General features: G+C 63.2%; 23 protein-coding genes. 13 read left to right on the forward strand and 10 right to left on the reverse strand.

Annotated features, from left to right (window positions below; translation table 11 throughout):
- Positions 1-7: 7 nt before the first annotated feature.
- Positions 8-1,090, reverse strand: a complete 1,083-nt coding sequence (locus OH764_RS22730; RefSeq protein WP_498850892.1) for an alkene reductase — start codon at positions 1,088-1,090, stop codon at positions 8-10.
- Between the two features lie 129 nt (positions 1,091-1,219).
- Between OH764_RS22730 and OH764_RS22735 the strand changes: the two genes are divergently transcribed.
- Positions 1,220-1,813 carry a TetR/AcrR family transcriptional regulator gene (locus OH764_RS22735; protein ID WP_498850893.1) on the forward strand — a complete coding sequence of 198 codons (594 nt, stop codon included), beginning with the start codon at positions 1,220-1,222 and terminating at the stop codon, positions 1,811-1,813.
- A gap of 305 nt (positions 1,814-2,118) precedes the next feature.
- On the opposite strand, the gene OH764_RS22740 is transcribed toward OH764_RS22735, so the two are convergent.
- The 5 genes from OH764_RS22740 to OH764_RS22760 form a co-directional block, all read right to left on the reverse strand.
- A complete protein-coding gene (locus tag OH764_RS22740; protein ID WP_498850894.1) occupies positions 2,119-2,352 on the reverse strand; it encodes a hypothetical protein in 234 nt (77 codons plus the stop codon).
- A gap of 129 nt (positions 2,353-2,481) precedes the next feature.
- Positions 2,482-2,715, reverse strand: coding sequence for a hypothetical protein (locus OH764_RS22745; protein WP_088173780.1), 234 nt, complete (start codon positions 2,713-2,715; stop codon positions 2,482-2,484).
- A gap of 126 nt (positions 2,716-2,841) precedes the next feature.
- Positions 2,842-3,075: a hypothetical protein gene (locus OH764_RS22750; protein WP_020068015.1), complete on the reverse strand. Its 234-nt coding sequence runs from the start codon at positions 3,073-3,075 to the stop codon at positions 2,842-2,844.
- A gap of 363 nt (positions 3,076-3,438) precedes the next feature.
- The gene (locus OH764_RS22755; protein ID WP_498850895.1) at positions 3,439-3,564 is read right to left on the reverse strand and encodes a hypothetical protein; all 126 of its coding nucleotides are present in this window, start codon (positions 3,562-3,564) and stop codon (positions 3,439-3,441) included.
- Between the two features lie 51 nt (positions 3,565-3,615).
- On the reverse strand, positions 3,616-4,512 hold the full coding sequence (locus tag OH764_RS22760; protein WP_498850896.1) for a Rossmann-fold NAD(P)-binding domain-containing protein: 897 nt from the start codon (positions 4,510-4,512) through the stop codon (positions 3,616-3,618).
- 202 nt (positions 4,513-4,714) lie between these two features.
- Between OH764_RS22760 and OH764_RS22765 the strand changes: the two genes are divergently transcribed.
- On the forward strand, positions 4,715-5,596 hold the full coding sequence (locus OH764_RS22765; RefSeq protein WP_498850897.1) for a helix-turn-helix domain-containing protein: 882 nt from the start codon (positions 4,715-4,717) through the stop codon (positions 5,594-5,596).
- A 24-nt stretch (positions 5,597-5,620) separates the two neighbouring features.
- Here OH764_RS22765 and OH764_RS22770 read toward each other — a convergent pair whose 3' ends face one another.
- The 3 genes from OH764_RS22770 to OH764_RS22780 all read right to left on the reverse strand — a co-directional run bounded on the left by OH764_RS22770 (position 5,621) and on the right by OH764_RS22780 (position 7,833).
- On the reverse strand, positions 5,621-6,448 hold the full coding sequence (locus OH764_RS22770; protein WP_498850898.1) for an anti-sigma factor family protein: 828 nt from the start codon (positions 6,446-6,448) through the stop codon (positions 5,621-5,623).
- On the reverse strand, positions 6,445-6,963 hold the full coding sequence (locus OH764_RS22775) for a sigma-70 family RNA polymerase sigma factor (RefSeq protein WP_020071522.1): 519 nt from the start codon (positions 6,961-6,963) through the stop codon (positions 6,445-6,447). The genes OH764_RS22770 and OH764_RS22775 overlap by 4 nt, the downstream gene beginning before the upstream one ends.
- Before the next feature lie 138 nt (positions 6,964-7,101).
- Complete coding sequence (locus OH764_RS22780; RefSeq protein WP_498850899.1) at positions 7,102-7,833, reverse strand: anti-sigma factor family protein; 732 nt, start codon at positions 7,831-7,833, stop codon at positions 7,102-7,104.
- 259 nt (positions 7,834-8,092) lie between these two features.
- Between OH764_RS22780 and OH764_RS22785 the strand changes: the two genes are divergently transcribed.
- From OH764_RS22785 to OH764_RS22795, 3 genes are all read left to right on the forward strand, one after another.
- Positions 8,093-8,359, forward strand: a complete 267-nt coding sequence (locus tag OH764_RS22785; RefSeq protein ID WP_498850900.1) for a DUF4148 domain-containing protein — start codon at positions 8,093-8,095, stop codon at positions 8,357-8,359.
- 118 nt (positions 8,360-8,477) lie between these two features.
- Positions 8,478-9,572 (forward strand): catalase family peroxidase, encoded by a 1,095-nt coding sequence (locus OH764_RS22790; protein ID WP_498850901.1) that lies wholly within the window; start codon positions 8,478-8,480, stop codon positions 9,570-9,572.
- On the forward strand, positions 9,569-10,108 hold the full coding sequence (locus tag OH764_RS22795) for a cytochrome b (protein ID WP_498850902.1): 540 nt from the start codon (positions 9,569-9,571) through the stop codon (positions 10,106-10,108). The genes OH764_RS22790 and OH764_RS22795 overlap by 4 nt, the downstream gene beginning before the upstream one ends.
- Positions 10,109-10,118: 10 nt before the next feature.
- On the opposite strand, the gene OH764_RS22800 is transcribed toward OH764_RS22795, so the two are convergent.
- The gene (locus OH764_RS22800; protein ID WP_498850903.1) at positions 10,119-12,599 is read right to left on the reverse strand and encodes a GcvT family protein; all 2,481 of its coding nucleotides are present in this window, start codon (positions 12,597-12,599) and stop codon (positions 10,119-10,121) included.
- A gap of 275 nt (positions 12,600-12,874) precedes the next feature.
- Between OH764_RS22800 and OH764_RS22805 the strand changes: the two genes are divergently transcribed.
- From OH764_RS22805 to OH764_RS22840, 8 genes are all read left to right on the forward strand, one after another.
- Positions 12,875-13,729: a DeoR/GlpR family DNA-binding transcription regulator gene (locus OH764_RS22805; protein WP_498850904.1), complete on the forward strand. Its 855-nt coding sequence runs from the start codon at positions 12,875-12,877 to the stop codon at positions 13,727-13,729.
- A gap of 236 nt (positions 13,730-13,965) precedes the next feature.
- Positions 13,966-17,430 (forward strand): DEAD/DEAH box helicase, encoded by a 3,465-nt coding sequence (locus tag OH764_RS22810; RefSeq protein ID WP_498850905.1) that lies wholly within the window; start codon positions 13,966-13,968, stop codon positions 17,428-17,430.
- Between the two features lie 232 nt (positions 17,431-17,662).
- Positions 17,663-17,935, forward strand: a complete 273-nt coding sequence (locus tag OH764_RS22815) for a hypothetical protein (RefSeq protein ID WP_498850906.1) — start codon at positions 17,663-17,665, stop codon at positions 17,933-17,935.
- A 193-nt stretch (positions 17,936-18,128) separates the two neighbouring features.
- Positions 18,129-18,410 (forward strand): hypothetical protein, encoded by a 282-nt coding sequence (locus OH764_RS22820; protein WP_498850907.1) that lies wholly within the window; start codon positions 18,129-18,131, stop codon positions 18,408-18,410.
- Positions 18,411-18,587: 177 nt separating this feature from the next.
- The gene (locus tag OH764_RS22825) at positions 18,588-19,403 is read left to right on the forward strand and encodes a peptidoglycan DD-metalloendopeptidase family protein (RefSeq protein ID WP_498850908.1); all 816 of its coding nucleotides are present in this window, start codon (positions 18,588-18,590) and stop codon (positions 19,401-19,403) included.
- Between the two features lie 89 nt (positions 19,404-19,492).
- The gene (locus tag OH764_RS22830; protein ID WP_498850909.1) at positions 19,493-20,173 is read left to right on the forward strand and encodes a septal ring lytic transglycosylase RlpA family protein; all 681 of its coding nucleotides are present in this window, start codon (positions 19,493-19,495) and stop codon (positions 20,171-20,173) included.
- Positions 20,174-21,379: 1,206 nt separating this feature from the next.
- Positions 21,380-22,117: a response regulator transcription factor gene (locus OH764_RS22835; RefSeq protein WP_498850910.1), complete on the forward strand. Its 738-nt coding sequence runs from the start codon at positions 21,380-21,382 to the stop codon at positions 22,115-22,117.
- Positions 22,114-23,679 carry a FecR family protein gene (locus OH764_RS22840; protein ID WP_498850911.1) on the forward strand — a complete coding sequence of 522 codons (1,566 nt, stop codon included), beginning with the start codon at positions 22,114-22,116 and terminating at the stop codon, positions 23,677-23,679. Before OH764_RS22835 ends, OH764_RS22840 begins: the two co-directional genes overlap by 4 nt.
- The last annotated feature ends 27 nt before the right edge of the window (positions 23,680-23,706 follow it).

Below are 23,706 nucleotides of genomic sequence, written 5' to 3' on the forward strand. Positions count from 1 at the left end.
GCGCGCCTCAAGCGGTGATGGTTGGGTAATCGGTGTAGCCCGCGGCGCCGCCACCATAGAGCGTGGCGAAATCGGGCTGAGCCAGCGGGGCGCCGGTCTTCAGGCGTTCGACCAGATCGGGATTGCTGATAAAGGCACGGCCGAACGCGAACAGGTCTGCGGTGCCCTCGTTGAGCCTGACGGTGGCGAGCTCCAGGCCGTAGCCATTGTTGGCGAGATAGGTCTGCCTGAACCGCTGCCGCAGTGCGTCGTAGTCAAACGGTGCGAAATCGCGTGGGCCGCCCGTCGCGCCCTCGACCACGTGCAGGTAGACGATGCCCAACGCGCTGAGCTGCGCGGCGATGTAGTCGTACTGCGGCTGAGGATCGCTGCTCGAAATGCCGTTTGCCGGCGACACAGGAGAAATGCGCACGCCGGTGCGATCGGCACCAATTTCTTTCACCACGGCCGCGACGACTTCCAGCAACAGGCGCGCACGGTTCTCGATAGAGCCGCCATAGGCGTCAGTGCGCTGGTTGGCCCCGTCCTTGATGAACTGCTCCAGCAGATAGCCGTTCGCACCGTGAATTTCCACGCCGTCGAAGCCGGCCGCAATCGCGTTGGCCGCAGCCTGACGGAAATCGTTCACGATGCCCGGCAATTCGACAAGCGCCAGCGCACGCGGCTGGGATACATCGACAAATGCGTTGTTGACGAAGGTCTTTGTCTCCGCGCGGATCGCCGAAGGCGCGACCGGCGCAGCGCCGCCAGGCTGGACATCGGCGTGCGAAACGCGCCCGACGTGCCAGAGCTGCGCGAAGATGTGCCCACCCTTGGCGTGCACGGCCTCGGTGACCGTGCGCCAGCCGGCAATTTGCTCAGGCGTGTATAGACCCGGCGTGTCCTGATAGCCCTGAGCCTGGGCCGACACCTGGGTGGCTTCGGTAATGATGAGGCCAGCCGAAGCGCGCTGAGCGTAATAGGTCGCGGCCAGTTCGCTTGGCACGAGCCCCGCGCCCGCGCGATTACGGGTCAACGGTGCCATGACAAAGCGATTGGCAAGCGTCAGGCGGCCAAGGGCGTACGGCTCGAAAAGCGTCTTTGCGGTCATGTCGGTCAGTTTCTGGGTTGTCAATGGACGCAATGATGATGAGCATAATCTAACGTGTCAAGGTTTTGATGATGATCGACATCAATGTATAATCGAGCCATCGAGCACATGAACCACTGTGGTCACGAAATGAAGATCACCAAAGCACAGGCGCAGGCCAACCGGGAACACGTCGTCGAGACGGCTTCAAAGCTGTTTCGGGAGCGCGGCTACGATGGAGTGGGCGTTGCCGATCTGATGGCAGCCGCTGGCTTCACGCACGGCGGCTTTTACAAGCAGTTCGGCTCCAAGTCCGATCTGATGGCGGAATCGACGGCCTGCGGTATGGCGCAGACCGTGGCGCTGAGCGCGGGTGTCGACGCACCTGAGTTTGTGCGGTACTACCTTTCCCGCGAGCACCGCGACGCCCGCGCGACCGGTTGCACAATGGCTGCGCTGGGTGGGGATGCCGCACGTCAGTCGGACGCAGTTCGGGCCGAGTTTGCGGCCGGCATTGAGAAGCTGCTGACTGTGCTTTGCCCGGAAGGCGGTGCGGGGGACGGTGCGGACACGAGCCAGGCGCGAGCCAGGTCCCTCGACATGCTGGCGCATGCGGTCGGTGCGATTGTCATGTCGCGCGCCTGCCCGGACGATTCGCCGCTGGCCGACGAAATCCTTGCGGCTTGCCGCGACCAGATTCTGGCGTCAATGAGCCCGTCGACGACCGCCGGCGAAGAACCGTAAGGCATTGGCCTGCACCTGCGCATGCGTTCGTCGTGCGCATTCACGACGGAGAGAATGCCAAGCCCGCATGTTCGCGATCGCCTGGCTGTTGAGCCACAGCCCATGAAAAAAACCCGCCGGGCGGACTGGCCGGCGGGCTCCGAGATCCGAACCTCGGGAACAAGTCTGGAGGGTTCGGAAGGAGAACGAACTGCGATGGCTGGACCAACCGCCTGGTCTTCCCACTGTGCTCCCGGGTATGAAGCCGTCACACGCTGCAAAGCATCCATCATGCGGTCCGGGCTTGCGACGCCCGATCCCTGGACTCACGCCTTGACAAATTGCAGGCCGCCGAAATTCTGGATCGTGGGAATGTCGACTTTCGTGTACGTGCTGATCTGGGTAACTGGTGCGACCACGATACTCGGGCTGGCGAAGCCGCCACCATAAGCAGCATTGAAGTTCCCGAAGTTGTAGTTGCTGCCGCCGCGTACAGCGGAGAGAGCCTTGGCAGACAGTTCTTCGGTGTGGGCAATATCTCTGATGGTCAGCGAGGTCATGGTAGGTCTCCTGGAGCTGTTTCTTCTGTTTCGGTTTAAAGAGTGTGGTTCGACGTGCAAGCGGGGAGAGCGCACCTCTATGGGATCGGACGGCATCCGCTATCAGCGCGACTCTCCGCGGCGCTTAACTCACGCCTTGGCAAGCTGCAGGCCGCCGAAATTCTGGATCGTGGGGATCTCGACTTTCGTGTACGTGTCCGTCTGCGTGACGGGTGCCACTACGACGCCCGGGCTGGCGAAGCCGCCGCCATAAGCAACATTGCCGTTTCCGAAGTTGTAGTTGCTGCCACCGCGTACAGCGGACAAGGCCTTGGCGGACAGTTCTTCGGTATGGGCGATATCTTTGATGGTCAGTGAGGTCATGGTAGGTCTCCTGGAGCTGTTTCAGTTTCGGTTTAAAGAATGTGGTTCGACGTGCAAGCGGGGAGAGCGCACCTCGATGGGATCGGACGGCATCCGCTGTCAGCGCGACTCTCCGCGGCGCTTAACTTACGCCTTGGCAAGCTGCAGGCCGCCGAAATTCTGGATCGTCGGGATCTCGACTTTCGTGTACGTGTCCGTCTGCGTGACGGGTGCCACTACGACGCCCGGGCTGGCGAAGCCGCCACCGTAGGCAAGGTTGAGGTTTCCCGCGTTGTAGTTGCTGCCGCCGCGTACAGCGGACAGAGCCTTGGCGGAAAGTTCTTCGGTGTGGGCGATATCTTTGATGGTCAGCGAGCTCATGGTAAATCTCCTGTGAAGGGTCTTCGGTCTGGATGGAAGAGCACTATTTGTCGCGCTCACAGGGGTATTTGCATAGGGTGTGCCAACGTGAACCGGGCAAGCTGGAAGACTCACATAAGTCGCTGAATATAAATGAAAAAATAAAGTAGCTTGCGAGGTTTGAAGGCGGTTGCGGGGCGGGGAGGCAGCAACAGGTGTCGTGCTATAGCAAACACGTTCTGGCCGAGTGTCTGCATTGAGTGAACGGCTGCCCATTCAAGCACATTGATTCGTTCGAATACGGGGACTCGTCAGTTTGTTGGCGCCATACCTCATGTACTTGGGCCTGCCGCTGCGACCGTCACAACAGCGCAAAAACACCGCTTAAAACAAGCTGAAATCATCGTTGCTGTCGGGAATCGCATTGAGCAGATCCCGAAGCGCACGCCAGCCCAGCAGTGCCGATAAAGTCATCACGAGCGCGAGCAAGCCGCTCGCACGGCTGGCCATTCTTCTCGCCTCGCATCTCAAAGGGCAGGTCGACATCTCCGTGGTCCTCGATCAACCGTTCTGTGCCGCGTCCTGCGGCATGATCGTCGCTAACGCCTGCGCCAACGCAGTGGGACCGAATCGCCGTTCACTAACGCCCGCTTGCACGTCGATGCGTCCCGCGTTGTGCGCGTCGTACAGATCCACGATGAGCCGCGCGTGTTGCTCGCTCAAGCCCGCGCCTTCGAGCATCGCGGCCCATTGCTCCCGCGGCACCGCGTGCGGCACGACAGGCCGGCCCGACAGTTCGCCGATAGTGCGGGCAACTTCGTTCACACTGACGCGTACTTCACTTTCTATGCTCACCACGCGAGGCGAACGCTCACGCGGCTCGACGTCGAGCAGCAATTGAGCCGCCAGCGCGCCGACATCTTGCGCAGCCACAGTAGGAAAGCGCTTTTCCAGCGGATGATGCAGGCTCGGCAACACGCCCTTGGACAATGCGAGCGGCAGTACGCGCGCCCAGTTGTGCATATGCTCGGCCGCGCGCAGGAACGTCAACCGGGTGTCGACGGTACCGAGCTGCGTTTCGAGGTAATGGAAAAGCGTCGTGATGCCCGTTCCGCTCGGATGCTCGGCGCCATAGTCCGAAAGCGCGAGTACGTGCGGCGGCGGATTCGCGCGCAATGCTTCGACGCTCACATCGATCATGTCGCGCATCGCGTTTGCCGGGTCGTCGTCATGGCGCGGCAGCGGACACACAATCTGCACCGCGTGCGCGTCTTCTAATGCGCGCGCCACCGCTGCCCGGTCGTGCAAATCCACGACCGCGACATCGCAGCCGATTCGCTCGAACGCATCGGCCTGCGCCACGCTATGAACCACGGCGCGCACGTCGCGGCCGGCGCGTCGCAACGCGGCTACGCTCACTTTGCCAACATTGCCGCCTGCTCCAAAAATCACGAACATCAGGTGCTCCTTACCGGATCGTCATGAGAGGATCATAAGGACGCGCCAAGCGCAAAACGCGCATGCAAGGATGCCCGTGAGCAGATTCGGATGACTTGTTGCTCGTCGGCGCTGCGCACGGGAAGTCAGGAGGCGTACTCAGCGTAGGCGCTAAAAACCATGCACAATGCCCGCAGACCGACTGCTATCCGCGAGATAAACGATGAATGCCGTCCCAGAGACCCGCACGCAGATCCCACCCGCGCATAGCGGCGCCCGTATTGCGCTGCGTTCGAGCCGGCTGCTCGGCTGGCAGGGTTTCGGCGCGGAGCTGGTGAACGTGTCAGCTGGCGTGCACCGGATACCTGCTTTCAAGCATCATCGAATCGGCGTGCATGTGGGCGCGCCTGTCCGCGCGCACTGTCGTTGCAACGAGAAACCGCACTCGCGCATTCAGGCGCACGGCGACGCCGACGTGATTCCGGCAGGACTCGACGGGCAGTGGAGCGATGAATCGGCCTGCACGATTTTCAGCATCTGGATCGGCGAAGATTTCGCGCGCAGGACCGCTGAACAGTTGGCGCTCAAACCAGACGGCGCGCAGATCCGCCCGCAATTCCAGATGCGCGATCCGCGTTTTCAGCACCTGGCGTGGGCGTTGCGTGCGGAACTGGAAGCAGACGTCGCGTCTGACCCGCTCTATGCCGAAAGTCTGTGTACGGCAATGGTGGTACGGCTGATTGGCGGCGCTGCGTCGCTAGACAACAAGCGGCGCACGCTCGCACCGCGGACAGCGGCGCGTGTGACGGAGTTTATCGAAGCACATCTCGACCGGCGTCTCACGTTGAGCGAGCTTGCCGCGCTTGCCGACCTCAGCGTGCCGTACTTCAAGGTGCTATTTCGCGCGACGCTCGGCGTGCCTGTGCATCAATATGTGGTGCAGCGGCGCGTAGAACGCGCGCGAATGTTGTTGCTGCAAGGCCGGCTGAGCGCCAGCCAGGTCGCGCTCGACGCGGGCTTCGCACACCAGAGCCATATGGCGCACTGGATGGGGCGGCTCCTCGGCATCACGCCGCGCGAACTCGTGAAGTCGAGCTCGCGCTGACGAGCACAATAGGCCGTACCGGCATCAGCTCGACGGCGCCGCCGCTCCCGTCAGTTGCGAGTACACGTCATGCGACAGTTGCAGCAACTGCTTGCGATCGATACCGCCTGACACCGCATAGCCGAAATCGCCGTCAACCCAATAGAACACGTTGACCGGCCCGTCCTGATACAGCTTGAACGCTGTCGTGTTCGCGTTCACCTTGCGGCGCGAGATGCACAGCGTCACCCGTTCGCCATTCTGGCCGCGATACATGAACTGCGCGGTGTCGCCGTCCGGACCGGGCAGCAGGCGGCCACCGGAGAGCGCGAAGCCTGCCTTCGACAACATGGGCGGATGCACATTCGTGCCGAGGCGGCTTGCCAGCCACTTCACGAAGTCCTGCTCGTGATCCGCGTTCATGTCGGTGGGCCGGTCCACCGCCGGCATATAGACGACATGCGCAACCGCAGCCTGACGCGCGAGTACTTCGGTGCTGTCCGCACTGACAGGGCGCGTGTCGGACGAACCCGCCACCGAAGACAACGTGTCGCGTCCCATGTGCGTGCCGACGCCGATGCCAATGCCCATTACCAGCGCCGCCGCCATGCCCGCGAACTGCGGCCAATTGGCCGCGATGCGCGAGCGGCGCGGCGCGCCCGGCTGCAAGCGCTTCGGCACGGGCTCGTTCAGCACGCGGTCGTAGCGCTCATGGAACATGCTGTTCAGCGAGAAATAATCGCTGATGCGCGTGGCCAGATCCGGATTCTGTTCGAGCGCGCGCTCGACGTCCGCACGTCGTTCCTCGGACAGCGTGCCGTCCACATAGGCGTGCAGTTCTTCTTCGCTAATTGGCGTAATTTGCTCGCTCATCGCACCACCTGTAATTTCGCACCGGGCTGGCTGCCCGCCATCAATGCCCGAAGCCGTTCGCGACCGCGCGAAAGCCGCGACATGACCGTACCGATAGGCACGTTCAGCGCGAGCGCGACGTCGGCATAGCTCATTTCCTCCAGCCCCACCAGCAGCACGACTTCGCGCTGCTCGACGGGCAAACGCTGCAACGCGTAGTCGAGATCGCGCATTTCCAGCGAACGGGATTGTTGCGCCGGCACGGCGAACTCGCTTTCATGCACGCTTTCGTCGTCGACCGCCACGTGAACCGCGCGTGACGACGCCTTGCGCGCCTGATTCGCGAATACGTTGTGCATGATCGTAAATAACCAGGCGCGCAGATCGGTGCCGGCCTGGAACATTTCGGTGCGGCCGAGCGCGCGTTCGAGCGTGTCCTGCACCAGATCGTCCGCGAGGTCGCGATTGTTGATCAGCGCCCGCGCATAGCGCCGCAAGCGCGGCACGTGTTCCATCAACTCGTCACGAACATCCATTATTCATCCCGGTCATGGGGCCTCTCGTGGACACGGAGCGGCGGCGCTTCGTCGGGCGTCGCACGCGTTTGTAGTGCAAACACGCGTGAACGCATTTTATTCCGTTGATTAAGCGACTCGCCGCAAGATCGTGCGTTGTCATTGCATGGTCATGACGTCGGCGGCGCGCATCAGACCGTGTGTGCGTGCATTGCCGGCGACCACGAAGCGCTGCCGCTGCGCCGTCCATGTCAACAGCCGCACATCGCCGATGCGGCGCGCCGACCATTGCGGCTGAGCGGGTGCGAGCAGTGCGAGCGTCGACAGCACCACGACGGGCTCGTTATCGCCATTCAGATAAATGAATTCGGTGGCGCGCTGCAGCAGACCGAGCGACACGACGCGCTGATCCACGAGCCGCAGCCCGATTGCTTCGAGGTTGGGAGCGGACGGGTCTCTGCGAGTCGGCGACCCGGCGGGAAACGGGGCGGCGGCGGTTTCGGCCAACGCCATGATGGCTGCGTTGTTAAGCGCCTGCCGCGTGACCTCGGTGGCCGCGAACCATCCGCTCACGGCGATGCACGCGATGACGAGCGCAACCAGCACCTTGAGCGGCTTGCGCAAGCGCAGCCTCACCGCGCTGCCCCAGCGGCTGCCGGCGTTGCGCCGCCCGTTGAACGCGCTAGCCTCGGGTTCGTCGGCGGTCTGAAAGGAGCGTTGCATCTGTTCGTTGAGCTTGCCGTAAAAGGCGACCCGGCGGGCTTCCGCCGGATCGCGGCCGAGATAGTCGCGCAGAAACGCGGCGCGCGCCGGCGACAACGTGCCGTCGGCGTAGGCCTGAATGTCGGCTTCGGAAAGCGGCGAATCGTTGGGGGCGTCGGTCGGGTTCATGGGAAAAGGTCTCCGGGCAAAATCCGGCTATTGAGGTGCAAACACCGCCGCGCTGCGGTTTATTCCGTTCTCGTCACCGGGTTTGCGCAACATCTTTTACTGTGCCATCGCAGCGTCGCGGAAGCTAGCAAACCCGTTCGCGAAGTGCTTTATTCCGCGCAACGGAAATGTTTTCTCCACGTGGCTTGCGCAGGAATAAAAGCCGGTGAGGCGTGGTTCTCCCTGATGCAAACCCGCAACCAACTCACCGGAGTTCATCATGAAGAAGATCGCTTTTGCCGCATTGTCCGTCGTCGTTCTGGCCGCTTCGTCGAATGTTTTCGCGCAGGGAAAAACCCGTGCTGAGGTCTACCAGGAACTGATCCAGGCACAACAGAACGGTCTCGATTACGTGACCGACGCATCATATCCGGACGTCAGCCCCGTCTTCGCGCATATGGTCGAACAGCACAAGCAGGCGCTTGCTGCCGAGGCGGCCGCGAACCGCGTCGCGAGCGACGCCAGGCCAACGGGCAGCATGAATTGAGGGCGTTGAATTGCCGACGGCCGGCGCGCGTGGCGAACGGGCGCGTCGGAAATTGAACGGAATAGACTTGCGTCGCGCGTGTTAGCAAATCAACGCCTCGATTCGGCAAGGAGTCTCCGTGACAAAAAACACCGTTCCCGATCATCCACCTCGTTGCGTGCCGTGCCGGCTTGCCGCGATAGGCGCCGTCGTGCTTCTGTCCGCAGGCGGCTTCGCTTATACGGCGGGGTGGTTGACGCCGCAACGCCTGAGCGCGCCGCGCATCGTCAATACGCTTCAGGCCGTGGCGGGTCAACCGCATCCGGGCTATCGACGCAATCATGCGAAGGGCCTGTGCGTCGAAGGTTATTTCGACAGTAACGGCCAAGGCGAGCGCGTCTCGCGCGCGGTCGTATTCGCGCCCGGACGCACGCCGGTCACCGGACGCTTTGCGGTGCCCGGCGGCAATCCGTCCGCGCCCGATACGAGTTCCCCGGTCCGCAGTCTCGCGCTGCTCTTTCAATTGAAGGACGGAGAGCAGTGGCGCACCGGAATGAATTCGACGCCGGTCTTCGCCGTGCATACACCTGAGCAGTTCTATCAGCAACTGCTCGCCGCAACGCCCGATCCGGCGACCGGCAAACCGGACCCGGCCCGGCTCAAGGCCTTTTATGCAGCCAATCCGGAGACCCAACCCTTCCAGGCGTGGGTGAAAGCGCATCCGCCTTCGTCGAGCCTCGCGAACGCCGCGTACTACGGCATCAACGCGTTCCGCTTCACTAACCAGGCCGGCGACACGCGCGCGGTGCGCTGGGCGATGGTGCCGGAGACGCCGTACGCGCCAATTACGGACGCGCAAAAGGCCGAGAAGAATTTTCTCGCGGCGGACCTGGACGAGCGTCTGCAGAGCGGACCGTTGCGCTGGCATCTGATCCTGACCGTTGCTCATCCGGGCGACCCCACCGACGACGCCACGCTGCAATGGCCCTCCGATCGGGAAAATATCGATGCGGGGACGCTCGTGATCGAACGCAGCACGTCGCAGGAAAACGGCACTTGCCGCGACGTCAACTTCGATCCGACGATCGTGCCGGCGGGCATCGCGCCGTCCGACGATCCTTTGCTTGCCGCGCGCTCGGCGGCCTATGCGCTGTCGTTCAAGCGACGCACGCGCGAGGAAAAGCTGCATCCGGAACTTCATCAGATCCCGACGACACATGGAGAGCGCTCATGACGTGGACCCGCACGCACTTCAGTCCGCTAGCGCGGTTTCTGCACTGGACGATGGCGCCGCTCATCGTCGCGATGCTGTTTATCGGCGTCGGCATGGTCGCAACGGTGTCGCGCGCGCATGACACGCTGATTGCGATTCACAAGCCGCTTGGCATCGCTTTGCTGCTGCTCGTGGTGATACGCGCAAGCGTGCGCATCCGCCGCGGCAGTCCGCCATTGCCTCGCGACATGCCCGCATCGCAAAAAATGGCGGCGAAGGGCTCGCACGCGGTGCTCTATGCGCTGATGTTTGCGATGCCGCTGATCGGCTGGGCGATGCTGTCCGCGGCGGGCTATCCGCTCACGCTATGGGGTCCGTTGCATTTGCCGCCGATCGCGCCGCATAACGTCGAGCTTTTCGCGGTACTGCGCGCGTTGCACACGTGGCTTGCTTTTGCGCTGTTCGGCACGGTGCTGCTGCATCTCGCGGCGGCGCTGTTTCATGGCCTGATCCGCCGCGACGGCGTGTTTTCGAGCATGGCGCGCGGCGGACGCTAGATGCTGCGCGCTAGTTGCGGATTCGCTCGGACCGGGGATCGTAAGGCGCCTTCAGGTGAAGAGTAGCCGGCAGCAATTCGCCGGCTAGGTCGATCGCATATACGCCGCTCGTCAGATAGGCGGAGTCTGCTGCGCCATCGGAGTTATTGACGTAGCCCATCGCGACCGGACACCCGAGCGTATGGCCGAATGCCGCCGAACTCACGAAGCCGACCGGTTTGCCGTCGCGCAGAATCGCTTCGCCGCCCCAGAGCATGCGATCCGCTGCGCCGTCCGCGGTCAGCACCACCATGCGGCGGCGCAGCGGTTTGTCGCGGAGTTCGAGCAGTGCGTCGCGGCCGCGGAATGCAATGTCGGTGTCGAGTTTGCACGCGAATGCAAGGCCCGCTTCAAACGGATTCGTGTCCGGTGTGAGCTCGCGGCCCCATGCGCGGTAGCCCTTTTCGATACGCAGCGAGTCGATCGCGTTGTAGCCCGCATTGACGAGGCCGAACGCTTTGCCGGCTTCATGCAGGATCTCGTACACGCCCACTGCGAATTCGACCGGCACGTACAGCTCCCAGCCCAGTTCGCCGACATAGGTGAGGCGGGTCGCGCGCACGGTTGCATAGCCGATATCGACTTCGCGGCTTTGGCCGAACGCGAACGACTCGTTGCGCCAGTCTGCTTTCGACACGCTTTGCAGAAGTTCGCGCGAACGCGGCCCCATCACGGCGAGCACCGCGTATTGGCTCGTCACGTCCACGAGCACGCAGTGCTTATCGTGCGGAATTGCTTTATCGATCATGTCGAAGTCGCGCGTGGTTTGCGCCGTGCCGGTAACGAGCAGGTACTGATCTGCGGCGAGGCGCGTGAGCGTGAAGTCCGATTCGTAATTGCCGCGTTCGTTGAGCATGCCGGTGTAGACCGTGGTGCCCGGCGGTACGTCGACGTCGTTCGCAACCAGGTTTTGCAGGACGCTTTGCGCGTCGCGGCCTTTCACAAGAAATTTGGAAAACGACGTCATGTCGAATAGCGCCACGCGTTCGCGGCACGCACGGTGTTCGGCGCCGCTTAACGGCAGCCAGTTTTGCTGGCCGAACGCATAGTCGATGCGTGCTTCGTCGCGCGTCGGCGCGAAGAAATTCGCGCGCTCCCAGCCCATCTTGCTGCCGAAACACGCGCCGTCCTCGCGCAGCAAAGCGTACAGCGGCGAGCGGCGAAAAGGACGGGCGCTGTCGAGTTCGCGATTGGGCCACGGCATCGCATAGTGCAGGCCTAGCGTTTCCTTCACGCGATCGTGCAGCCACGTGTCGTTACCATTAAAGCGTGCAAAGCGGCGAATGTCGACCGGCCACAAATCCATGGTCGGCTCGCCCGCCACAATCCATTCGGCCAGCGCCATGCCGGCGCCGCCCGCCGAGGCGATGCCCATCGAGTTGAAGCCCGCGCCGACAAAAAAGCGTCGCAGTTCGGGCGCCTCGCCGAGCATGAAGTTGTTGTCGGGAGTGAACGATTCGGGACCGTTGTAGAACTGGCGTACCTGCGCCGTTTCGAACGCGGGTACGCGTTGCAGCGCGTTCGTCATCAGGATTTCGAATTGATCCCAATCGTCGGGCAGCAGCTGGAATTCGAAGTGTTCGGGAATGCCTTGCATGCCCCACGGTTTCGCGTTGGGCTCGAAACCGCCCATGACGAGGCCGCCCACTTCTTCCTTGAAATAGATGAAGCCGTCCGGATCGCGCATGACGGGCAGGTCGGGGTGCACGTCGGCAATGCGTTCGGTGACGATGTAGTAGTGCTCGGCCGAGTGCAGCGGCACCGTCACGTCGCACAGGCGGCCCACGGCCTTGGCCCACTGTCCGGCGCAATTCACGACGATCTCGGCGCCGATCGTGCCCTCGTCGCCGTTCTTGTTGCGCCACGCGACGCCAGTCGCTTCCCGTGCGCCGTGGGCGTCGCGTGTGTGGATAGCCGTCACGCGCGTGTTCTCGACGATGCGCGCGCCGCGCATGCGGGCGCCGCGAGCGAGGGCCTGGGTGAGATCGGTGGGATTCGCCTTGCCGTCGCCGGGCAGCCAGACGGCGCCCAGCAGGTCGTCGGTGCGCATGACAGGCCATAGATCGCCGGCCTCGCGCGCGCCGATCACGTCGCAGGCCACGCCGTACGCGCGAGCCACGGCGGCGGTGCGCTTGAGTTGAGTCATCCGCTCGGCAGTGCGGGCGACCGACAGCGAGCCGCATTGTTTCCAGCCCGTTGCAAGACCCGTCTCGGCTTCGAGTTCTGCGTAGAGCGCGGTCGAATAGCGGATCAGCTTCGTCATGCTTTCCTGAGCCCGCAACTGGCCGACGAGACCGGCCGCATGCCACGTCGTCCCGCAGGAAAGCTGGCCTTGTTCCAGCAGGACCACGTCGGTCCAGCCGAGCTTGGTCAAGTGGTACGCAACGGAGCAACCAATGATGCCACCGCCGATGATGACGACGCGCGCGTGCTGAGGGATGGATGTGGACATGTGTTGAATCAGAGGAGTGATGCGCGAAGATTGCCGCATCAATGCACATAATGCAACGGGCGTTGTTGCAAGCATCTAAGATGCTGTCTCGACACAGAGCCGTCATTTATTAGCTGTAAGGGTACTGTGCAGGCTGAGTCACGCGGCGCTAGCGCAGGTCATCGGCTCTGCACTCACTGCGGATTTAAATGTGGATGTGTGTGGAAATCAATGAGGATGGCCACCCCGAACCGTGGTTTTTGCTAGACTCACCGAAGCCCACATTCGTGCACTCCATGTTCTCTACCCAACGCCAGAGCGAAATTCTGCAGCTTGTCCGCGAGCAACGCACCTGTACGATCACCGGTCTCGCCGCGCGCTTCGAGGTTTCAGACGAGACCATTCGCCGCAATATCAAACCGTTGATTGCGCAGGGCCTGCTTCTAAAAGTCCACGGCGGCATCATGTTGCCCGAGCGCCTCGACGAACCGCCGTTCGAGCGGCGCATGGCGGCCAGCCTTGCGGGCAAGCGGGCAATCGGCGCGCGCATCGCTGAACTGGTGAGCGACGGCGATTCTCTGATTCTCGACGGCGGCAGCACCTGCGTGCATATCGCGCGGGCGCTGACAGCGCGCTCGCGGCTCACGGTCGTGACCAACTCCATCGAAGTGGCCCGGCTGCTCGCGCCGCGCAACGGCAACCGCGTGTTCATCGCGGGCGGCGAAGTGCGTGCCGACGATAGCGCCGCGATTGGCGACAGCGTTCAGGGTTTTCTGCGCCAGTTCCATGTGCGTTACGCGATCGTCTCGGTGACCGCGATCGACATGCAGGCGCATTTCATGGACGCGCTTCCCGCCGACGTCGCGTATTCGCTCGCGGCGTTCGCTCAGGCGGAGCGTCGGGTGGTGGCGGCGGATCACGCCAAATTTGGACACAGCGCGCTGCTGCACGCGTTCGCCGCGGATGGCGTAGACATGCTCGTTACCGACGAGGCTCCCGCGCCGGCGCTTGCACAAGTGTTGACGGCCGCAGGTGTCGAGGTGCTCGTCGGCGCGCCGCACGGCGGCGGGGCGAGAAGCGGCGAGAAGGGCGGCCAGGACCAGTACGACGCGAAGAACGGGAACGGCGGGAACGGCCCGCGCTCGCGCTAGCACCCGGCCTCGTTGAGAGCGGCTCGAACGCTGGCACTGGCCGACGCACCTGAACTCAGCCCCCAGCTTCGCCCTAGGCGAGCGCCGCCGCGCACAGCCAATTCCCGCCGACGCGTAAAATGGCCGGCTATCACTGGCAGCTTGGCTCCGGGCGAACGTAGCAGTGGACAGCGCCGTCCGCCGGCAGTTGCCTGCCGCGCCGCCTGCCTTCGCCGGCTTGAAGAGGATGCACCCTGATGTCGTCAGTTTTCTTTGATCGGGAACGGATTGCAGAATGGCTCGGTGAGAACACCGTCGCCAAGGCGCGCGCGGTCGGGCCCGTCAGCAAAGTTGCATGGCACGGGGCCACGCTGACTGGCGACGTACAAGGCTCGCAGCCGCTTCCTTACAGAACGCGGGTCCGTTTTCGCACCGACGGCGGCTTGCCGTGGGCGCAGAGCGACTGCACCTGCCCGGTCGGCCGCAATTGCAAGCACGTCGCCGCGCTGCTGCTGGCCGAGCTCGAATACCACGACGAGATGGACCACATCATCGACGTGGACGGCAATGAGCGCGAAGACAGCGCCGCCGTTTTCGCCCGATCTGCATCGGCGGAACACGCTGCGTTGCAACCTGGCGTGCGTCCCGAACTGGTCAGCTGGCTCGAACGCTTCCGGGCACGCGCGGAAGCCGCCGATGCCGCTGTCCAGAAGGCAAGCGCCGCGCGCACCGAGACGCTCGCCTACCGGCTGAACTGGTCTGACTTCCACATGCGGCACGAGGTCGTGCTGCACCGCGCGCGCTGCCATCCGGACGGTCGGATCGTCTCCGTCGGCGAAACGTGGGGCAACGTCGAAGCGGCGCTCGTCAAGCAGCCTGGGTTCGTCTCCGACGAAGATCTGTCCATCTTGCGCGGCCTGTGGCTCGGCCGTTCCCGCGAAGATTTCGGGCAATTCGTTCTTCGCGGCACGAACGGCGCCGAGATGCTGCAAAAGCTCATTGCCACCGGGCGTCTCTTCGTCGACTTCGGGATTGCGCCCGGCCATGACGGCCCCACGCCGCTCGCGCGTGCAGCCGACCGACCCGGGCGCATCGAATGGGAGCCGCTTGCCGACCAGCGGCTGCGCCCGGTTCTGTGCACCGAGCCGCGCGCGAGCATGGTGTTGCCGACCGAGCCCGTCTGGTATGTGGACGGCGTGGCGAACGAGGCTGGTGTGGTCCGCTCGTCGTTACCGTTCCAGCAATTGCCCGATTACCTCGCAATGCCGCCGATCTCGCTCGCCGAAGCGCCCCTTGTCGCGTCGGTGCTGCGCGAGGTTGCGCCCGACTTGCCGTTGCCGCCCACGCATGACTCGCGGGCGATCCGGGTGATCGACGTGGAGCCGGTGCCGGTGCTCACGCTCAATAGCCACGCGCTGCCGTCCGCCGGAAAGGCCAAAGGCCTGGCCGTCGAACTGGCCGGCGTGAGCTTCGACTACGATGGCGTCAGCATCAACGTGGACAGCAGCGTGACGCTCGTGCCCATGCCGGGCGGCGACGTCATTCATATCCGCCGCCGCTACGAGGTCGAGAAGAAGCGCCTGCTCGAACTTCGCAAAAGCGGGCTGCAGAAGGTGCCCACGAGCCGCGTGTTCACGTCGCGGCAACTGCCCGATACGATGCTCGGCCTGGCCGATGCGGACGCCTGGTCCTCGTTTGTCAGCGACGCGGTGCCGGAACTCGTCAGCAAAGGCTGGCGTGTGACGATGGCGCCCGAGTTCCGCTACAACGTGATCGAGATCGACGCGATCGACGGCACCGCGAATCAGGCGGGCGACGGCTGGTTCGATCTTGAAATGGGTATCCGCATCGGCGAGCGCAATGTGCGGCTCGAGCCGCTGCTCGCCGATCTGTTCCGGCGCGACCGGCGCTGGCTGGGCGGCACGCTGGAGGCGATCGCCGACGACGAGCCGATTGAACTGAAGACCGAAGAGAACAAGCGACTGCGGCTGCGCGCGGACCGGTTGAAGCCGGTGGTGCGCGTGCTGGTCGATCTGTTCGATTCACTCGGTGCGAGCCTGGCCGAGGGCGCGCCGCTGCGCGTGCCTTCCGTGGACGCAGGCCGCCTCCAGGCATTGAACGATACGGGACGCTGGCAATTTCGCGGCGACGATTCCATCCGGGAACTCGCGCAGCGTCTGCAAGCCGGTCCTGGCTTGCGCGAGGTGCCGGTGCCCAGCGGTCTGCGCGCTGAACTGCGCGCGTATCAGCAGCAGGGTCTGAACTGGATGCAGTATCTGCGCGAGCAGGGTCTCGCCGGTGTACTCGCCGACGACATGGGCCTTGGCAAAACCGTGCAGACGCTTGCGCATATTCTCGCCGAGAAGGAAGCGGGCAGGCTCGACCGGCCGGCGCTGATCGTAGTGCCGACCACGCTCGTGCACAACTGGCGCGAGGAGGCACGACGCTTCGCGCCCGAGCTGAAGGTGCTGGTGCTGAACGGCCCGCAGCGCAAGGAGCGCTTCGATCAGATCGGCGAACATGAACTGATCCTGACGACGTACGCGTTGCTGTGGCGCGACCAGAAGGTACTCGCCGAACACGAATATCACCTGCTGATTCTCGACGAGGCGCAGTACGTGAAGAACGCGACGACGAAAGCCGCGCAGGCAATCCGCGGCTTGAACGCGCGGCACCGGCTGTGTCTGACCGGCACGCCGCTCGAAAATCACCTGGGCGAACTGTGGTCGCAGTTCGATTTCCTGCTGCCGGGTTTTCTTGGCAGCCAGAAGGATTTCACGCGCCGCTGGCGCAATCCGATCGAAAAGAATAACGACGGCGTGCGCCGTTCGTTGCTTGCGCGTCGCATCCGGCCATTCATGCTGCGGCGTCGTAAGGACGAGGTCGCGAAGGAATTGCCGGCCAAGACGACGATTGTGTGCTCTGTCGACCTGGAAGGCGCGCAGCGCGATCTGTACGAAACCGTGCGTACGGCGATGCAGGAGAAGGTGCGCGCGGCCGTCAGCGCACAAGGCCTCGCGCGCAGTCACATCATCGTGCTCGACGCGCTGTTGAAGCTGCGGCAAGTGTGTTGCGATCCGCGACTGGTGCGCACGCTCAGGACCGCGGGCGAGGGCGCCGAACGCAGCGAACACGCAGCGGCGAAACCGGCGAACCCTGATAAGGCGGAAAAGGGCGCACGCGGTATGCGCTCCGCCAAACTCGACCTGCTGTTGTCCATGCTGCCGGAACTGATCGAAGAGGGACGCCGCGTGCTGTTGTTCTCGCAGTTCACCGGCATGCTCGCGCTGATCGCCGAGGCGCTGGATGAAGCGGCGATTCCCTATGTGATCCTGACGGGCGAAACGACGGACCGGATCACGCCCGTCGAGCGCTTTCAGCAAGGCGAGGTGCCACTGTTCCTGATCAGCCTGAAGGCGGGCGGCGTGGGCCTGAACCTCACCGCTGCGGATACGGTGATCCACTACGACCCGTGGTGGAATCCCGCCGCCGAGAATCAGGCCACCGACCGTGCGCATCGACTCGGACAGGATAAGCCCGTGTTCGTCTACAAACTGATCGCGGCGGGCAGCATCGAAGAAAAGATCGTGGAATTGCAGGAGCAGAAGGCAGGTCTTGCCGACAGCATTCTTTCGGAAGACGCCGCCGGCGCAGCCAAGTTCTCCGACGACGACATCGACGCGCTGTTCGCGCCGATGCCCGAGCTCGAAGGCGGAAGGTGACGCGACCCGTTTTCGGGACAGTGCGCGCGAGTCACGCACTCATCAGCCACTGAATGCCGACGTTTTCCGGTATCGAATATTCCCAGATTTGACTCCGCATTGTTCAAAGACGTCACAAGTCGTCAAGAAACGCGGAGTTTGTCTGCCTGCCGTCAACGGTTGCTTCCCGTACTCGTTGAACACGCGACCATCATCAGGTCAGTCAACGCAGTATGTTAAGGAAATAACCGTTATGAACAAGCATTTCGTCGCCGCCGCTGTTGCCGGCCTTTTCTCGATCGCAGCGTTTGCGCAGGCTTCGGCACCGGTCGCGGCATCGTCGCAAGCTGCTGTTGCTGCTACCCAGCAGGAAGCAGCGCCGGCAGTCAAGCAACACCACGCCACGAAGCAACACAAGCACGCGCATAAGCATTCGCACAAGCATTCGCACCATGCGGCATCGGCTGCAGGCGGCGAACAGAATGCCGCACCGATGTCCGACGAAGCAGCGCCCGCCAAGCCGTAACCGTTACGCCGCGTAGCGAGCCTGTGAAGACGCGGGCCGGTGCATGGCATCGGCCCGTCTGCCGCCTGCAGTTCATCGACGAAAACCTGCGCGAAACATAAAACACGGTCTTTTTTCGGGCAGCCCGGTGGCTGACGCAGAGCGTCGTTCGCGTTGCCGCTTGCAATCACGTCTATTTAGTTAGGACTCTTGTATGAAACGTAACTGTCTTTCGATCGCGTTTGGCTGCGCGATGAGCCTGTCCGTCGTCGCTCAGGCAAAGAGCTTCGGCTTCGAGCTCAGCCCATCCACACGCACGACTGCGAATGCTCCAACGACACAAGGCTGGCACGACGGACGTTATTGGGACGGTCACCGTTCGTGGAGCCGCGACGAGTGGGAAGGGCGGCGCACGCGTGCAGGTCACGATGATGCTTATCGCTTCAATCGCGGCACTCATTGCCCGCCGGGCCACGCGAAGAAACACGATTGCTGATGTTCTCGCCCGCAATGAACGCGCGCGCCGCCTGCGCAGCGTGTTCGGCAGGCGGACCTCGCCGTGCTGACCGCCGCGCTGACCGCCGTGCCGACGGCCGTGCCGATCGCCGCGCCGCCGCAGCAACGGTAGCCCGATGCGCCGCCTTGCACTACCCCGATCTCGCCCACTGCTCTAATGAAAATCTGTTTGCCCCGTTTCGCCACACCGGCTGTCCCAATCCTGCTCGTCTTCTCGTTGGCCGGCGCGCTGAGCGGTTGCTCCCTGCTCGCGCCGAGCGGTGCGCCTGCGAGTCCGCCGTTGGCGTGGCCCTCCAACTGGGCGCCCGCAGTGCCAGCAGTGCCAGCAGTGCCTGCAGTGCCTAATGAGGCAATGGTTCCGGCTGGGTTCTATCGGGTGAATTCGGGCGATACCTTGACCGGCATCGCCAGGGCTTTTGGCCGCGATGCAGCGGCCATTGCGCAGTGGAATCATCTGTCGGCGGATGGCGCCCTGGATGCGGGGCAACTGCTGCGTGTCGCGCCGCCAGCGGGAGTGCCGAGCGCGCCTGCCGGATTGAATGCGCGCACGCCTGCAAGCTCCGAACCCCGCGCGAACGCAATGCAGAGTGTCGCGCCCATCGGCAAAGCGCGACTGGCATGGCCGGTTAACGGGCCGGTTGAAGCGCCGTTCGTCACAGGAAAAACCAGGGGCATTGCGATCGCTGCGGCCGCTGGCGCACAGGTGAGAGCGGCGGCGAGCGGCAGAGTCGTGTACGCGGGAGGCGGCATTGCGGCTTATGGTCTGCTGATCATCATCAAGCACGACTCACATTTGCTGACCGCCTACGCCAACAACCGCGCACTGCTGGTGAAAGACGGCGCGCTCGTCAAGAAAGGGCAGGCGATTGCCGAGCTTTCGTCGGACTCCCACGGCGACGCGTCTTTGCATTTCGAAGTGCGCGACGGCGGCAAGCCTGTCGATCCGCTCCTCTATCTTCCGAAGCGCCCTTAAGCCGGTGCTCACGCGGCATTGCCGCTTTCCTCGAACCGGACCGACGCGGCGCGCTGTTACATGCAGCGCGCTGCGCAATGTAATGCCCTATGACCTTTCGCTTCACCAACTGCACCGGCTCAACCGGTCTCACCGGTTTTCTTCGCGAGGCAGCAAATCCTCTCGGTCTCACGCTCGCGTCGCTTGGCTGTGTGTGGGCGCTGGCGGGCTGCGCGCCGTCGGTCGTCGAACCCGTCGCGCTGCGCAGCGGCGAGCCGCCCATTCGTACAGTCACGCAGACAGCGCCTCATGCGTTGCAAGGTAGCTCGACCGATGATGACGAGCGAGGCGCTGCACTTGCGCCGAGCTTATCGGCTGCCGAGCCGCAATCCGACGCGCAGTCCGCGGATGAAGATTCGCCGGTCGCGCCGGCTTGCGCTTGCAGCAGGCGCTTTCTGCAGACCGGCCTCGCGTCGTGGTACGGGAAGATGTTCCATGGCCGCCGCACCGCGAGTGGCGAGCGCTACAACATGCACGCATTGACGGCCGCGCACCGCACTTTGCCCTTGGGCGCCTGTGTGCGAGTGACGGCGGTGGGGCGAGAACGTTCGGTGGTCGTGCGCATTAACGACCGTGGGCCGTTCGTTCACGGACGGATCATCGATCTCTCGTATGCCGCTGCAGAGGCGATCGGTGTGAACGTTGCGGGTACCTTGCCCGTCAAGCTCGAACACATTGCGCCCGCGCGTGGTCAGGACGGCGCTCGTCGCTGCACAGACCGGGCAGCCTGAGGGTTGGCTGCATATGTTGGCAGGTTCCGATGCGGCCGGAGTTCAGGCGACTAAAAGCTTGAGCGAGAGGATTACCTGCGTGCGAGTTTCTCGCCTTTACGGCCTTGTGTAACAAATCATCGCCGTCTGTAAATGTTCACACGGCCACACTTTTCCTCCAGAGGGTTCGTTGCCGCGCGGTGTTGAAACGTCGGCGGTTGTTGTTATGGCCTGCGTAATATCTACCGCCGCGTTCGTTACAAACGTAGTTCTTTCATCTTGAGAATCAATTTCTGAGCGGTTAATTTCTGTGCACTCGTGAGGTAGCCCCCGCGAGCGTGTGATGTTTTTTACGGCGTCGTCCCAACCAGGCACGACGCCGTTTTTTTTTGCAGTCGACAGCCGACGCGCAACGACTCATTGGCGCACTGTTGGACAACCGCCTTAGGCGGTGCGTCGGCTGAGCCGCGAAACGCGCGGGTCGCCCGGGCAATCGGAGCGCGGCACGGTGTATTGAGCGGTTGCCCAAGACATAACCTGAAAGCGCGCCGTCACCGTGAGATGTCGATCCACTGATCCATTGTTTTTTGACTGGTTTGTGCGGACTTGACAGCTTGATTGCAAATCTACAACAGCGGCACCACCGATTTGACAATCCTTAAACGATTTATTTTGAGACCGTTTCTATACTCACTCAAATTGTCAAATCGCTGTTTCCCGAAAAGCTTGTCGCGGTTTGAAAACACAGGCGCGGGGCTTGAACCGTGCGAGAGAGACCAATTTTTATATGGCGAGCCCATGCCGGCCGAAACTCTAGCCGGCGTAATCTGAGGTGTCGGAAACGGCGCGCAAAACCGGCAAAAGCGGCATGTGAGCCGACAGCCGTCGCTGAACCGTTTAACGGCATTCAGCAAAGATCGTCCGTCTTTTCGATTATGATTATCGGCGGTTGATAATCGCCGTTCCCAAATCGAAAAATGCGCGCTAATTTTGAGATGGGGTGGCAGCAGGGTTGTACGGGGCGCGAGGCGAAGGACCATTAGTCGAAAGAGAGTTAAACAAACTTCGAACCGAAGCTGAATGAAAGGCCGGATCGCCGGTGCCAGCGAGCACGGGCATCCCGGTCGATCCGCCGGCTGGCCGGTAATGGCCGTGGCCGCTGATGCGCCGCTGCGCCCGTTACCGGCAAACGACGAACGAACGACGAAGTCGCGTTGCGGGGTTTTTATGAGAATTGCTGTCCTGGATGACGATTCGGCTCAGGCCGATCTGGTTTGCCAAACACTGTCGGCAGCGGGCCATGTCTGTCACGCATACGTTGCGGGACGCGAACTGGTGCGGCAGTTGCGCCGCCAGACATTCGATCTGCTCGTGCTCGACTGGAATGTGCCTGACATGTCGGGCGAAGAAGTATTGCGCTGGGTCCGGGAAAGCCTGTCAGAACGCTTGCCCGTGCTGTTCATGACGAACCGCGGCCAGGAGAGCGACATTACGTCGATCCTGAACATCGGCGCCGACGACTACGTCGTCAAGCCGGTCCCGGCCGCCGTGCTGCTCGCGCGCGTCGGTTCGCTGCTGCGCCGCGCTTATCACCTGAAGCCGTCGGCGGCGACGGAAGTCTTCGGCGAATTTGAGTTCGATCTGCATGCAAAGCATGTAGTGGTGCGCGGCACCAAGGTGGCGGTCACCCAGAAGGAGTTCGAACTCGCGCTGTTGCTGTTCCAGCATCTGAGCCGGCCGCTGTCGCGCGCGCATATTCTCGACGTCGTCTGGAAGCAGGCGACGGACATTCCGTCGCGCACGATGGACACGCACGTGTCGATGCTGCGCAGCAAGCTCGGCCTGCGGCCCGAACACGGCTACCGTCTGACGCCGATATACGGCTATGGCTACAGACTGGAGCGGCTCGAGTCGGCCAGCGATACACCGGCAGGCGCAGACCGTTCGCAAGCGGGGCAGGCGTGACGTTTTCCGTCGACGACGCTTCAGCGATACCCGGCAGGACCGCATCGGCTGGCCGCCGCGCGAGCGCCGTGCTGGTCGCCGCGGGACTCTTCGCCTTCGCCTGCTTCGCGCCCGCTTCGGCACATGCGCAGCCGTCACGGGCGCCAAAGCAGCGCGCGAAAGCCGCGCCTGCCGCCTATGTTTCCTATGTGACGCACGCAGGCGACACACTCTATGAAATAGCGAGGCGCTATCTCAGCGACACCGCCGACTGGGCCGTGCTCAGTCGCTTGAATCAAGTGCCCGCACCACGTCGCATGCCGGCCGGCATTGTGCTGCGTCTGCCCGCCGACAAACTGAAGCAGGACCCGGAGACGGCACGTGTGATCGCGACGAGCGGTCCGGCCGAACATGCGTCGGGCGCGAGCCCTTATCTGCCGCTTACGACGGGCGCAACGCTTGGCGAAGGCGACCGCATCCGCACTGGACCTAACGGTTTCGTCACACTGGAGTTGTCCGACGGCTCTCATCTCACGATGACGCAGGACGGCGCGCTCGACATCGATCGGTTGCGGCGGACCACACTGACGGGCGCGGGCGACCGTCAACTGGAACTGCGCCGCGGGCAGGTCGAGAGCCAGGTCACGCACGCGACGAAGAAAGACGACCGCTTCCAGATCCGTTCGCCGTCGGTGGTTGCGGGCGTGCGTGGAACGCGCTTCAGGGTCGCTTACGACGGCGACGCGCAAACCACGGCTGTCGAAGTGCTGGACGGCGCGGTCGGCGTCGATCCGGTCGTGGCGCTCGCGCGCAAGTCGGCACCGCCGCCAGGCGTGCCGCTGCAGGCGTCGGCGCAACTGCTCACGGAACGCTTCGGCAGCGTGACACGAGCCGGCGCCGCGATAGGGGATGCAGTCGCGCTGCTTCCCGCGCCCGTGCTCAAGGAGCCGGCGAGAGTGCAGGACGGCAAGACGGTGGCTTTTGATCTGATTCCGGCCAAGGCCGCCGGAGCCGCCGAAACCGCCGAAACCGCCGAAACCGCCGAAACCGCCGAAACCGCCGAAACCGCCGAAACCGCAACAACCGCAACAACCGCAACAACCGCAACGACCTACCGCGTGCAGATCTCTCGCGACGCCGACCAGCTCGACCTAATCCGCGACATTCGCGTGAGCGCGCCACATGCGGAATTTGGCGATCTGGCAGACGGCACGTATTTCGTGCGCATTGCGGCGATCGACGCGAACGGGCTCGAAGGTTTGCCGCAGGTGTATGCCTTCGAGAGACGGCAATTCGCGGTCGGCGCGTCGGCCGCGCCGCGCGGGGGTAGCCACGATTACGAATTCCGCTGGTTCGTGAGCCGCGCGCCGGCATCGACGCAAACGCGTTTTCGCTTCGTCATGGCGACGACGGCCGATCTGCGTCATCCGATTGTCGACCGCGCGGATCTGACGGGCGGGCAACTGGTGGTGAGCGATCTGCCGCCAGGCGTCTATTACTGGACCATCGTTGCGGAGCAGTTCGACAACGGCCGCTTGTACGCGACCGCCAGCGGAGTTCGCATGTTCACGCTTGCGCGCTGACGCTGGTAGATTCACTGGCCCGGAAGT

The sequence above is a fragment of the Burkholderia sp. M6-3 genome (assembly GCF_050858985.1).
GTDB lineage: Bacteria > Pseudomonadota > Gammaproteobacteria > Burkholderiales > Burkholderiaceae > Paraburkholderia > Paraburkholderia caledonica.